Source organism: Paeniclostridium hominis (assembly GCF_014306135.1).
GTDB classification, from domain to species: domain Bacteria; phylum Bacillota; class Clostridia; order Peptostreptococcales; family Peptostreptococcaceae; genus Paraclostridium; species Paraclostridium hominis.
On sequence record NZ_JACRWD010000001.1, the window covers coordinates 1,284,662 to 1,297,107 of the forward strand.

Annotated in this window: 16 protein-coding genes; all 16 read right to left on the reverse strand. The window is 27.1% G+C overall.

The genetic code is table 11. The features are described 5' to 3' along the window. Window positions 1-185: 185 nt before the first annotated feature. The 16 genes from H8891_RS06150 to H8891_RS06225 all read right to left on the reverse strand — a co-directional run bounded on the left by H8891_RS06150 (window position 186) and on the right by H8891_RS06225 (window position 12,374). Window positions 186-593: an HNH endonuclease gene (locus tag H8891_RS06150; protein ID WP_187005635.1), complete on the reverse strand. Its 408-nt coding sequence runs from the start codon at window positions 591-593 to the stop codon at window positions 186-188. Beyond that, complete coding sequence (locus tag H8891_RS06155) at window positions 593-856, reverse strand: hypothetical protein (RefSeq protein ID WP_187005636.1); 264 nt, start codon at window positions 854-856, stop codon at window positions 593-595. Before H8891_RS06155 ends, H8891_RS06150 begins: the two co-directional genes overlap by 1 nt. Before the next feature lie 45 nt (window positions 857-901). After that, a complete protein-coding gene (locus H8891_RS06160) occupies window positions 902-1,063 on the reverse strand; it encodes a hypothetical protein (RefSeq protein ID WP_187005637.1) in 162 nt (53 codons plus the stop codon). After that, window positions 1,064-1,750, reverse strand: a complete 687-nt coding sequence (locus tag H8891_RS06165; RefSeq protein ID WP_187005638.1) for a hypothetical protein — start codon at window positions 1,748-1,750, stop codon at window positions 1,064-1,066. A 1-nt stretch (window position 1,751) separates the two neighbouring features. Beyond that, the gene (locus H8891_RS06170) at window positions 1,752-2,039 is read right to left on the reverse strand and encodes a hypothetical protein (protein ID WP_187005639.1); all 288 of its coding nucleotides are present in this window, start codon (window positions 2,037-2,039) and stop codon (window positions 1,752-1,754) included. A gap of 97 nt (window positions 2,040-2,136) precedes the next feature. Beyond that, window positions 2,137-2,973, reverse strand: coding sequence for a Rha family transcriptional regulator (locus H8891_RS06175; protein ID WP_207723562.1), 837 nt, complete (start codon window positions 2,971-2,973; stop codon window positions 2,137-2,139). A gap of 454 nt (window positions 2,974-3,427) precedes the next feature. After that, window positions 3,428-3,814 carry a hypothetical protein gene (locus H8891_RS06180; protein WP_187005640.1) on the reverse strand — a complete coding sequence of 129 codons (387 nt, stop codon included), beginning with the start codon at window positions 3,812-3,814 and terminating at the stop codon, window positions 3,428-3,430. After that, on the reverse strand, window positions 3,792-4,007 hold the full coding sequence (locus H8891_RS06185) for a hypothetical protein (protein ID WP_187005641.1): 216 nt from the start codon (window positions 4,005-4,007) through the stop codon (window positions 3,792-3,794). Before H8891_RS06185 ends, H8891_RS06180 begins: the two co-directional genes overlap by 23 nt. A 254-nt stretch (window positions 4,008-4,261) precedes the next feature. Continuing rightward, entirely contained in the window at window positions 4,262-6,001 is a 1,740-nt protein-coding gene (locus H8891_RS06190; protein ID WP_187005642.1) for a DEAD/DEAH box helicase family protein, read from the reverse strand. Window positions 6,002-6,021: 20 nt separating this feature from the next. Continuing rightward, complete coding sequence (locus tag H8891_RS06195) at window positions 6,022-6,192, reverse strand: hypothetical protein (protein WP_187005643.1); 171 nt, start codon at window positions 6,190-6,192, stop codon at window positions 6,022-6,024. 257 nt (window positions 6,193-6,449) lie between these two features. Beyond that, window positions 6,450-9,920 (reverse strand): hypothetical protein, encoded by a 3,471-nt coding sequence (locus tag H8891_RS06200; RefSeq protein ID WP_187005644.1) that lies wholly within the window; start codon window positions 9,918-9,920, stop codon window positions 6,450-6,452. Between the two features lie 358 nt (window positions 9,921-10,278). Continuing rightward, window positions 10,279-10,662, reverse strand: a complete 384-nt coding sequence (locus H8891_RS06205) for a hypothetical protein (protein WP_187005645.1) — start codon at window positions 10,660-10,662, stop codon at window positions 10,279-10,281. 47 nt (window positions 10,663-10,709) lie between these two features. Next, entirely contained in the window at window positions 10,710-10,985 is a 276-nt protein-coding gene (locus H8891_RS06210) for a hypothetical protein (RefSeq protein WP_187005646.1), read from the reverse strand. A gap of 160 nt (window positions 10,986-11,145) precedes the next feature. Next, window positions 11,146-11,322, reverse strand: a complete 177-nt coding sequence (locus H8891_RS06215; RefSeq protein ID WP_187005999.1) for an AbrB/MazE/SpoVT family DNA-binding domain-containing protein — start codon at window positions 11,320-11,322, stop codon at window positions 11,146-11,148. 374 nt (window positions 11,323-11,696) lie between these two features. Continuing rightward, window positions 11,697-11,933: a hypothetical protein gene (locus tag H8891_RS06220; protein WP_187005647.1), complete on the reverse strand. Its 237-nt coding sequence runs from the start codon at window positions 11,931-11,933 to the stop codon at window positions 11,697-11,699. Window positions 11,934-11,963: 30 nt separating this feature from the next. Further along, window positions 11,964-12,374, reverse strand: a complete 411-nt coding sequence (locus H8891_RS06225) for a YjcQ family protein (RefSeq protein ID WP_187005648.1) — start codon at window positions 12,372-12,374, stop codon at window positions 11,964-11,966. Between the last annotated feature and the right edge of the window lie 72 nt (window positions 12,375-12,446).

Here is a 12,446-nt window from a genome sequence, read left to right on the forward strand (position 1 = left end):
ACCCTTACTTTTTATGGGGGTTACGAAAAGCTCAAAATTGCATTTTGTGTAAAGAAAACCCCTTCCGTCTGTTCGTTTCCCACGTTTTTAATGAGTTTGGACACTCCCCCTTATAGCAATTATTAATCTTTATCAGTTTCACATATATTTATAGCTAAATTAAATCTAAACTATAATTTTTAAAACTAATCCTTAATTAAATTAGCTTTAAGTAAATTTACATACTCAACTATTTTATTTTCATTCATTCCTTCAATCTCTCTATGATGATCTCTACATACAACAATTAAATTATCTTTATCATACATTTTTTCTTTATTATTTTTCACTTTATCTATGTGATGTACTTGTATGTCTATATGGTTCAACTTGCCTAGTTCTCTACACACTTCACACATATAGTTATTGTCCTTTAATACTTCTTCCCTTACTCTCTTCCATTGCCTTGTATTGTAGCAATCATTATATACTTTGTATCTCTCATCGTTATATCTATTTATTCTTTTGATTCTCTTATGTTTACTCTTTGCATTGCACTCATACTCTCTATCATGTATCTTCATACAATATTGACACTTAACCAAGTCTGACATTACTTTTGAACCTCACTAAACATTTGAGATACAAGTTCATACTCTTCTAGACTCATACTCTTTAAGTCTTCTATTGTTAACTCTTTACTATTGCTTAAACTGTAATATATGACAGTTAACATAGCCTCTAAGTCTGCATCATTGAGTCTTCTATGTAGTTCTACTATGTTAATATCTAAATACTTACATACATCTATGTAAACTCCTATATCTGCCTTTTTGAAACTGTATATATCTCCTCTAAAAATAAATGCATTCTTCATAAAATTACCTCCTATAAAAATAGAGATAGCCTAAAATAAAATCGACTATCTCTTAATATAATTATTAAAATCTATGTTCTTTAAATATTCTTCTAATTCTTTTAGTATATGATTTCTCATATCTTCTATTAGTCTCTCACTATCTAAAACTATTTTAACAGGTGTACTTAACATTCCTTCTTGATTTTGGCCAGGTATATTTAACATTTATATCACAACCTTTCCATCATCTAAATACTTATTAAACTCTTTCCTTAATAAATTTTCTACAAATATATCTGAATAAAACATTTCTTCTTTACCTTTATTTACTAAGTATCCTTCATATCTACCAGGAATAATTTTATCTAACTCTTTTATTCTGTCTATTAATATGTCTGTAGTCATGCCTCTTCCAAAGTCTAACTCTCTAAGTATTTGTTCAGATTTAGTTATGCGTTTAATCTTGATTCCTTTATTCTTATTGTCCTTCTTGTTTAATTCTACATTCAACTTTTCTATCTTAATATCTTCATTACTTTTTTTACGAGATGGATACTTATTATAATCTCTATCTTCTTTACTTATTAAACCACAAACTTCAAACACTATACTACCTTCCAGTTCCTGTTTGAAATAAAAGTCATTAATCTTATATACTCTATTCCTTACTATAATTTCCATATATCCATTATCATAATTGACTAGTCTTTTATTAAGTTTCGATAATTTAGGGCTACCTAACTTATAATTCATATGTAATTCAACAATATCGTGATTATTTATTTCTGTTATATTTGACTTTTTAATCGTGAAACTATCCATAACATATGTATGCCATGTTTTACTATTTTGAGGATAAAATATTATTGCCTCTACATTTGAACTCCATCCTATTATTTCTACATCTTTCATCTTATATTAACTCCTTCATTATCTTATTTTCATCTTCATTTATAAATCCAAGCACTGATAATGTACTGTAATTTTCTTTTATAAATTGTCTTAAATAATTAGTTTTAATGTCTTCAACTACTAAATTTTCTAATAGCTCTTTATCATTTAAATCAATGCCCTCATATAATTTAAAATAGTTGCTAACAACATTCTCATCTAACATTGCTATATAACTCAAACCCTTTTCTGCTTGATTAAATTGGACACTGAAACTAGTTATACTATCTTTTATTTTTTCTAAGTTCATATTCAAACTATCCCCTTCACTTTAATTGGAGGTACAGTTTTTAAGAGACCGTACCTAAACTCTATATATAATCCCTAAAAGAATTAAAGGAGGAATTTTACGCTGTTTTTATTGTTAATTTATTATAATTTGTTATATCTACTCCATTATCAACTGCAAATGATTTTGCAACTTCTAATACCTGTTCATACTCTGACACTTTTATACAACTTAACTTAGATACTTTAGTCTTTAATGTAGAGTCTTTATAATATCTTCCTGTTCTAGCAAAATATTCTTCATTCAACTTTCTTTTCTTATGTGTCTGTCTAGTTGTTAAGTTTATACCTAGCTTATTATTTATAAAAGAATAGAATGATCCGTATATATAACCTGAGTCAGTACCTACATGTCTAGATATAGTATTTATAATCTTACTTAATTCCTTGTTGAAAGCATCAAATGTTATATTATTATTAACTACTTCATCTAATATTTTAGAAGTGTGTATTAACTTTAATTCTACTTCCTTCTTTTCTTGCTGCTCTCTTATCCATGCCTGAGCTCTAGCAATTGGATCTTCTATCATATATGATTCTACTCTTACTTCTTTTAATGTATTTTGCATAGTATGAAACTTTTTAACATACTTAGCTGTAAATATCATTCCTTTTTCACCTTGAAACTTATTTGCTAAAAAGTCACATCCCATTTTAGATACTAAGTATTCTCTGTTTGTTTTTCCGCTTGCGTCAACATATGTACTTTCTATAAAATAATCACTCACGACCATTTGGTTGTCAGTTAAAATAGCTATTATTCCGCGTCTATCTTTTCTACCGTCTAACTTTCTAAGTACCATATCATGTGTTGTTTTTAACATATCAGCTATTTCTCTTGTACTTATTCTCATTTCTTCATTATTTGTCCCTTGTACTTGTAAATCTCTCTTCATATTCCTATTACCTACCTTTATTTGTTATTTATTCGTGGCCTAACCCACGTTTTTGATTGGTGTGTAATTTTTTAAGCAGAACTACACAAACTGCATTAAGGAGAGTACATATGATTAAATTTTGCAATATTAAAACATGACTCATAAAAGCCATGCTTATTGGGGAGGATTAAAATGAATTCTATTATTTAAGAATTATGTTTTAATACTGCAAATGTATTTTTATATCATTTAATAATTCAAAAGGTTGCTGAAGCATGCACCTCTACACACTCCAGCATAGGTAAAAAGAATTTTTAAATTATCAAATCATATAAAAATTGGAGGTAGGCTAAGATAATCCTCATCATCCTAGCCTACATAGTCAAATTAAATTTTGTTAAAGAACTATACAAAAGTAATATAGTCTTCTCACCATCCCTATGCACAAGCAACAACCTTTGTTGCGAAGTGCCTATAACATCTCATTTAATACTTTATAAGCTATATATTTACTCATATATTTATGAAAATCCCAAGAATTATTAAATTTCACATCCCAACTCTTACTAAGAGCCTTTTGTTTGGGTGATAGTTTGTAATTTTTCCACATCTCATCAGGACTCCAGAAGGATTTAATTCCTGAATTCTTACAATAATCTTCTATCTCATTTAATAGCTCATCTAAGTCATCATTTTCAAATTCTAAAGTTAACTCATTTGACCTTTTATTACACTTAAATACTCTATTTTCTACTAAATATAAATCATGATCTATATCAAAGCTTAATATGTATACTTTCGTTTCTTTAATCTCACACTCAAACCAATCTAAATCCTTAGAAGTCAATAAATTCATCATATTCATTGTCCTCCTCAAATTCAATTCCATCTTCTTTAATCTTAGATAAAATAAATTCTTCTACCTTTTGGTCTTTTAACTCTTCGCCCTCGTAATAATCAAGACATAATTCATCAATTTCATTTTCTATTCTTGTTAGTTCATCTCTATATTTAGCTATATATTCTTGCGCAACCATTAAATCTATTTTCATAATTTTACCTTCTTTCAATTAAATTTTTACATAAAAAAAGAACCCTATTATGAGTTCTCTTGTATTCTTTTGGGCGTAAACGATAAACCTGTTTACACCCTCGCTACGAACTTAAAAACCAAAGTTCTTAGCGAAAATATATTCTTTTAATTACTTTTATACTGTCCCATTTCTATTAAAAAAAGGGGGCAAACTCAATAATTATATAATAGATATACTGCTTTTCCCCAATTTCCCCTATAGAAATGGGACACCTATTCTTTTAGCCATCTTCCTACTGTAGACTTGCTAACACCTAAAATATTAGCAATCTCTCTTATACTTTTTCCTTCTTCTTTAAGTTGTTTAGACTTAACTTTTAAATCAGATCTTTCTTTTTGTTTTTTACTTGGTTTATCTTCTTTTCTCTTAATTATTTTATTTTTTTTATTTAAGTTTTTCCTGTATTGTTCGCCTACAATTTCTGAATATTTTTCAATATTATTATTTATCATATATTCTTTAATTTCATTTGTTTTAAATATCCAAGTTCCTTTTTTATTTTTATGAACTATATATTCTAATCTTGAATTTATGTCTTTGATAACATCTTTTATTTTAGGCTCATCTTTCATGTCAACATATTGTACTCCATATCTCTCAACTAATTCATCCTTTATTTCATCTGTTAATTTTATATTAAAGTACTTTTCATCAATTTTACTTATGAGATTGGGAGTGTATAAATAATTCTCTGTGTTTTCACCTATGCGATACCTTGGACTGTATCCTTTATTATTTATAAGTTTATATCTTCCTAATATACCTACATATTCACATCTATTATAAAAATCAGATTCAGTCCATAATGGTTGTATATCATAAACCCCTTTAATATATAATTTTTTTATATCATGTCTTACTCTATTCCTAGCCTGTATTTGAGTATAATCTTTTATATCATCTACTACTACATGTTGAATTTTATCATCATATAAATTCCATCCCGTTTCGTAAGCAGCATTTATAATTAAAACATCTATATTCTTAGGTAAAATACCTCTTTTTATTCTATCATTTCCTTCTAATAGTTGTTTTCTAAGTTCAATTTGATAATCATTCATTCTTAATGTAATTTTATCTTTTTCTGTTGCATTTTTAGAAGATAGCCATTCTGCTTTAATTCCATATTTGATAAATAATTGTTTATATTTATCAGCTTGATCTATTTTATTAGTATATATCAGTAATTTTTCACCTTTTCCAAATATCTCATCTTTATTTAAAATATACTCCTTAATTATGTTAAAAGCAGATTTAATATAAAACTTCTCACCTTCTTCATAACATATGATTTTTTCTAAATCTTCTTTATTAAATATTATTCTACTCTTCACACCGTTCATATCTAGTTTATGCTCTGTATTTACTAGGGTAGCTGTTAGTCCAATAATTAATATATTATTAGATATCATTTCCTTAATATTTTGTATTACTCTACTATACTTGTATCCATTTTTATCATTATCATATTTATTAGCATATAAAAACAAATTATGGATTTCATCAAATATTATTAAATGGAAGTTATCTTTTATCAAATTTTCACAATCTTTATTTTCTAATAAAAATCCAAGTGTGTGATATGTAATAACAAGCATTTTGCCACACTCACCATTATTTTTTATTATTTTTTCAAATCCATAATTTTTTTTAGACTTACTTAATTCCCCAGCTTTTAATATCTTAACTCTACCTTTATTTTCTTCATCTAATAAATTAGAGTCTACTAGAGTTGATGTATCACATACCATCATACATTTATCTAAATTATAACTATAATTCCAATTTAAATTTGAAACATATTCTTTAGAGTTTTTTAATAACTCCTTGTATATGAATTGAGTTTTACCACTTCCTGCATGAGAGTTTATTATATTTAAAACCCCACGTTCTAATTTTTCACCATTCTCCGCCTTCTTTAACATTGCCTCCGATAACCATAATTTTTCCATAACCATATGTACCACCTTTATTAATTATTCTTACATAAATTCTCTTTATATTTTTTAAACATTGATTTAAAATAATCGTCTGAATCAAATAATATGTATTTTTGTCCGTCCTTTTTACCTTTTCCTGCTCCTATCACTCTACAACCATTTTTTATTAACCAATCTGCTTGTTTAAAATCAAATATTCTCATACCTTACCTCCTGAAAATACTATTTGCATACTTATTAATTAAATATAATCTTCAATACTCAATTTTTATGTAAATCTACGTAACAGTTATATAACTTCAAATATTAAAAACTATAGTTATTCAATAAGTATGTAAATTTAAATACTATGTAAATATTCTTTCTTCGTCATCCCTATGTGCGAGTAACAATGTTTGTTACGATGCACCTTATGAGAATAATAGAAGGTTAAGAAAATTATTCCTAACCCTCATATGTTTTAATACCACAAGTGAAACTCTATTCCTGCTTTATCCATTTTCCTATTAGGATATATATTGGCCGACTTAACTTTAAAGTCTCTATTTTCTTCAGGATAGTATTTACCTTTATTACTATTGTCATATACTTTACCTAATGAAATTTGAATTTTATCCTCATTTTCAGCTAATAAATAACCGTCTTTAAATGTAACTACTCTAATTTCATTAATATTTATCTTATTTTTATCCTCTTCACTTAATATTTTAAGGTCTGTTTTAAGAGGTACTGTATCTCCATTCTTAACACCTATTCTATTCATTTGTTTTTCGCCTAACTTCTCTTTTTTAAGCTCTATATCTTCCTTTTTAGAGTAGTTTTTAAATAGATGTCTATAATTACCATTTTCATCCTCTATAAATGCATGTTTACTATCAAATTTTTCAGTCATATATTCATCTAATAGATCAAAGAAATGATTCGTTATAAAAGTAGACTTGATATTTACATAATTCCCACGATACTTTTTATTCCCTTTTGCTTCTCCTAATGCCTTTAATACTACCTTAGTTGGATATTTATCTAGTATCACTTCTTTAATTAAGTCATCAGTTTCAAGTAATATTCTATCGTAAACAGGTCTTCTTAAATCATATAATATCTTTAATTTATCTTCTATATCAAATGCATACGATTCATCAGTTTTATATTTTTCAATCTTTCTTTCTTCTCTAAAGTCTTTTATTACTTCATTAATTTTAATTTTCATTCCTTTAAATTCAATTTCTGCATTATCTAATTTATCATGATAATCATTATTTATTTTTTCTATTTTTTCTTTAACTTCATCATTAACTTCTCCCTTAATTTTTCTTAATAAGCCTATTATTTTTTTATCTTTATAGTCCTTGCTTAAAGCCTCTCTAGCCTTAAATCCATATGTTGTCATAATTCTTCTACAAAAGTTATTTAAAAGACTGTCTGTATATTCAACTTGATTATATTTCACAGATTTATCAGCTTGTTTATATTTTGCATGGTAGATATATAAAGGTTTTAGTTCTCTTACTCCATCTTTTTTAGCTATGTATTCTTTCATAAATTTTTCTTCTTTATCAATAGATAATCCAGTTTTAGGTGAATCTATAGCTAACATTGAAATTTGTAAAACTATATACATATCTACTTTATTAGCTTGAAAATTATTTATTATATTCTGTTTATGATCTTCATCTGTATATTTCTCATTCATTTTTTCGGCATTAGCAAGAACTATAGCTATTTCCATATTTCTATTCTCATTTAATTTCTTTAGCTCATTAGCTTTATCAATTTCATCTAAAGTTTTATCAGCTTCTATAGCTTGATGTAACTTATTATACTTATCATTAATTCTTTTTCTTAAATCAAATTCAGATATTAACTCTCCACTTTTTAATTTTAAATCAGGTAATTGTTTCTGCATTCTAACTCCAGATAATATGGCAGATATGTTTGAAATTTGTCCTATTTTATTTCCTCTACCTGCTACTATAGCTTTATATAAGTTCTCATTATTGTATATTTGCTCATCTGTTCCACCATCTATTGAGTTCCTAAATACCCATTTAACTCCATTTTCATCTATGTCTTCTATTACACTGTTATATATAATAGGTGATGATAATGAAATTGTTATATCTAAATCCTCATCTGCTCCTGATTGTCTCATCATCGTATCGTCAAATGCATAAAAAAGTATATCATTAGCAAGGTCTCCAAAGTATTTATCTAACATTTTATTTTTCACAAATTTTGTTGCAATCACTTCAGTTGCAGTTGCTAACGGACAACGACATAAAGTCCTATTTCCTAACTCTCCTGGACAGTAATTTGTATTAGGTTGTAGTCCATTTTTAGATATCTTCCCTTTAATTCCTTTTAACTTTTCTACTTCTATTCCATCTTCATTCTTAACTTTCTTATATAGGTAGTTTTCAGGATTATCTTTTAATGCAACTAAACTGTCTATATAAGATATTGGATCTTTCATTATAGTTTTATAGTTACCTTCTAGTGCTATTGATCCTCCAGCAAGAGTATTAACTTTTTTGTTTACTAAGTTCTTTACAAGGTTAAAAGTTGATGCTAATTCATTCATGCTATCATCATGTTGTAATATCTTATGTGCTTTTGTACTAGCACTTAATTCATCCTTATCTTCATCTACTACATCACCTAATATAAGTCTTCTAGCTGCTGCACTTATATCATTATCTGTTTCTATTAATGCATTCTTAAATACTTGCTCATGCTCATCTGCTATTTTATCAAGTTCATCAGGAGAGATTGCGATATTTGATAAAATTTGATAGTTTGTCTCCGTAGAATGTTTAGCTTGTTTTTTATTGTATTTAATTATGTATAAACTCTCGAATATTTCTTTAATTCCGTATTCTCCTAATCTACCTCTTCCTAGACTTTCAACTAAGCCTTTATATTCTTCATAACTATCATATAATTTAGCAAATTTGCATTGACTAGCATTCATTATACAATCCATTTTCATTAAGTCTACTTCATTGTTCCAAAAATCTTTAACTATTAAATTTTCTAATCCATGTTCTTCTTTTAAGTATTTTTTAAAGTCAAATTTTATAAGTAATCCTTTTGTAGCCATAGATGTTCTAATACCTACCCAGCTTAAATCATAATCTATTTTAGCTTTATACTTGTCATTTAATTGTTCTTTTACAATCTCCATGTATTCTGGACTTATAAAACCTGCACCATCTAAAGCTACGTGTGTTATAGGATCTTCTTTTTGATCTTCTATTGTAAACTTTTCTAATATTGAATTTTTATCTCCTGACTCATATGTTGCTGTAATTTTTTCTATATCTAATACATCTATCTTTTTACCATTCTTATTTTTTTCTTTCTTAGAAGGTAATTGTAAATAGTTGTTGAAGAACTCATATTCCATTTCTGGTAATACACATACTTTCATGTCTGGTAAATAAACCTTATCCCCCGAAGATAAGCTTAAACTAATCCTTGATAAGATATCTTTATTTATAGCTATAGGCTTTTTATCTTTTAACTTTTCTAATTTATCTAAAGATATTACCCTTTCAAATATACTTCTAAAATCTTTATACGTATCTTCTATGAAGAAACATTCACACTCAGTTTTAAGTTCCATATCTGATTTCTTCATTAAGCCTGCTGAAGTAACTAGATATAAATAATGTTTGTTATCAAATTCTATTCCTTTATTTAATATATCTTCCGCCTCTTTATCTTCGCTAGGTAAATGTACCTTTATAATCTCATTTATTTGTTCTCCTATTTTGTAATCTTCTTTATTTAACTTATCCTTCATATAAATCTCAAAAATATCTAAGAACATACTTCTACCTAGTGTAATAGTTCCATCAACATTTACATCTGTCTTTAATTCAAATTTTCCTTTTTTCTGATAAACTTCTCTAATTTTAATTTGTTCCATATTCCCTTTTACCTCCAAATTTTTAATATATTACCCCTCAATTTAGGGGTATCCGTCCTAATTGTAACCCCTTACAATATATATACCTTATAATCGAAGGATTTCGTAACTGTTTTTGGTCTACCGTTCTATTCTATATACCCTATAACTGCGATATATCGTGGTTATTTTTTTCGAATTTTTTTATTAATTACAATCTTTACATTGAGATACCCTGGATGAGTGTACCTTCATAATTATAATAGGAAAAAAAGTTGCACTTTTTACGATATCTCCAACATAAAATCATATAACTGAGTTTCATTTATATATTTCCGCTCATCTCTGGCGAATGTTGAAATTTCAATGTTTTAATGATTTATATATCAAAGTCCCCATCGTAGTGATTAATCTTTTCGTCTAATTCTTTTTTATATTGATCCGTTATATCACTTACAACCAAAGTTGGCTTAGTTGGTATATCAAACCCATCATACTCATATTGCAATACCACGTCATACATTCTTATATGTCTATTGTTATGTTCTATAAATATTATTTTAAACTTACCTACTATCCAATAAGCCCATTTATTTTCTATTGATTCATATTCTACACTTAATATCTTTTCTGCCCATGCAATTTCTTTATATTTTTCTAATTCCTTGAAGATTTTTACAAATTGATAATCTCCAGGTAAATTAGATACAAAATTTTCTTCCATCTTTTTTAATAAAATACCAAAAGTATTTATCTCATTCATTTTATGTCTCTCCTCATCTGTACAAATAATTCCAAATTTTCATGTATTTATGCTACTTCTTTTTTATAGTCATTTATTATTAAATTTGGTATCCATTCCAAATCTTTATCGTCATAGTCATAAAAATTCGGTTCGTATTGTAGTAATATTTCTATAGAGTCATCTAATACAAATCTAGCTACTGTATAATAGATATTTTCATCACTAAATTTTGTTATTTCTGTGTAATTATCTAATTGTAATTCATCTAATAAATTATAGAAAGCCTTCGCACCTTCTACATTAGTTAATTTGTTTTTCATTTCTGTTAATAAGTTTTTCATATTCATTTCTCCCCTTGTTTTTATTTGACACTCTTCTCTCAAAGGGATATAATCTATATTGCGAGTATAGGTGCTATATCCTTTTTGGAGTAGTGCCTTTTTTATTTTTTAGTGTTTTATTGAGGTGTGATTTCCCTACCCTTTCGAGTAGGGATAGACTTTACTTTTTCTTGATGATTATCGACTTATCTTCGTCATCATATATGACTTCTACTGATCTTTCATCTTCTGTTATGTCCATTGATTTAATCCATTTCATTGGTAGAGTTAATCTAGTTGTTTTTCCTCCAGATCCAGATTTTGCAAACATAATATTTAAGTCTCTTTTTTCTTTCACTATCTTCACCTCTTAATCACATTATATTACGAGTCGTAATTTAATTCAATACGTTTCTACTAACTTTCATAAAACAAATATCGACAATTTTTACGCATAAAAAAATATAGCCTTAATTGGCTACCCTTACAATATATATACCTTATAATTGCGATATATCGTGGTTATTTTTATCGTATTATACTTTTATACCCCTTCACTATATATGCCTCTAACCTAAGGATTTTGTGCATGTTTTACTTGCATTCATAATTATAATAGGAAATAAAATCTCACTTTTTGTTATTCATCATAAAAAAATAAAAAAGGGGCTTTGAAATACAGCACCCTTCTCTACATATAATAGGCTTTAAGTTAATTCATATACTTGCACATTACCAAAATATCCTAGCTTGAGCCTTATTAAATATTGCTAATTCTATCTCACTTTGTCTTAAAAATGTATTATCTTTATTGTCTACAACTAAATCTTCTACTTTCAATCCTTTATTAAAGTCTTCTACCCATTGTTTCGCTTTATCAAAGTTTTCACAAGATATATCATGTATTTTTATCTTTTTACCGTCTTTATACGTTATTTCTATCATATCTACTTGGTTTCCTTTACTCATAGCAATCCCCCTGATTTTATAGCATTAATTCTAATTACCCATAGCTTTATCTATTCCATGCTTTCCCATTTCAGATAAAACTTTAACCGTTATATCCTTAAATTCATGCCATCCCCAGTTAACACTTTTTTTAGCCATTTCTTGAACTTTTTCTGTTCCACTTAATGTTTTTTCTATACCTAATTTAGTTTCTACATATTCAATGCCATCTCTAGTCATCATTAGTTCATCCATACATGTAGCTAAAATCTTATTATTAACTTTATTAAAATATACTCCAGTAATTAAGCCTTCATTCATGAGTTTGTCTAAAGCTATTACAAAGACCTCTCCGTCTATGCCTAGTTCTTTAGCTTTAATATTGTTGCTCATATTGGGAATATCTTTTTGATACTCCGTATATATTGCTACTAGTACTTTCTGCTTTGTATCTAATTTCATGAAATCTCCTTTCTATATATGTAGTTTAATACTTAATTCTATATAAATATCTAAAATCCTCCAAATTATACT

Coding starts and splice junctions, on each gene's coding strand:
- H8891_RS06150 (WP_187005635.1), bottom strand. CDS start 593: ATGTCAGACTTGGTTAAGTGTCAATATTGTATGAAGATACATGATAGA.
- H8891_RS06155 (WP_187005636.1), bottom strand. CDS start 856: ATGAAGAATGCATTTATTTTTAGAGGAGATATATACAGTTTCAAAAAG.
- H8891_RS06160 (WP_187005637.1), bottom strand. CDS start 1,063: ATGTTAAATATACCTGGCCAAAATCAAGAAGGAATGTTAAGTACACCT.
- H8891_RS06165 (WP_187005638.1), bottom strand. CDS start 1,750: ATGAAAGATGTAGAAATAATAGGATGGAGTTCAAATGTAGAGGCAATA.
- H8891_RS06170 (WP_187005639.1), bottom strand. CDS start 2,039: ATGAACTTAGAAAAAATAAAAGATAGTATAACTAGTTTCAGTGTCCAA.
- H8891_RS06175 (WP_207723562.1), bottom strand. CDS start 2,973: ATGAAGAGAGATTTACAAGTACAAGGGACAAATAATGAAGAAATGAGA.
- H8891_RS06180 (WP_187005640.1), bottom strand. CDS start 3,814: ATGATGAATTTATTGACTTCTAAGGATTTAGATTGGTTTGAGTGTGAG.
- H8891_RS06185 (WP_187005641.1), bottom strand. CDS start 4,007: ATGAAAATAGATTTAATGGTTGCGCAAGAATATATAGCTAAATATAGA.
- H8891_RS06190 (WP_187005642.1), bottom strand. CDS start 6,001: ATGGAAAAATTATGGTTATCGGAGGCAATGTTAAAGAAGGCGGAGAAT.
- H8891_RS06195 (WP_187005643.1), bottom strand. CDS start 6,192: ATGAGAATATTTGATTTTAAACAAGCAGATTGGTTAATAAAAAATGGT.
- H8891_RS06200 (WP_187005644.1), bottom strand. CDS start 9,920: ATGGAACAAATTAAAATTAGAGAAGTTTATCAGAAAAAAGGAAAATTT.
- H8891_RS06205 (WP_187005645.1), bottom strand. CDS start 10,662: ATGAATGAGATAAATACTTTTGGTATTTTATTAAAAAAGATGGAAGAA.
- H8891_RS06210 (WP_187005646.1), bottom strand. CDS start 10,985: ATGAAAAACTTATTAACAGAAATGAAAAACAAATTAACTAATGTAGAA.
- H8891_RS06220 (WP_187005647.1), bottom strand. CDS start 11,933: ATGAGTAAAGGAAACCAAGTAGATATGATAGAAATAACGTATAAAGAC.
- H8891_RS06225 (WP_187005648.1), bottom strand. CDS start 12,374: ATGAAATTAGATACAAAGCAGAAAGTACTAGTAGCAATATATACGGAG.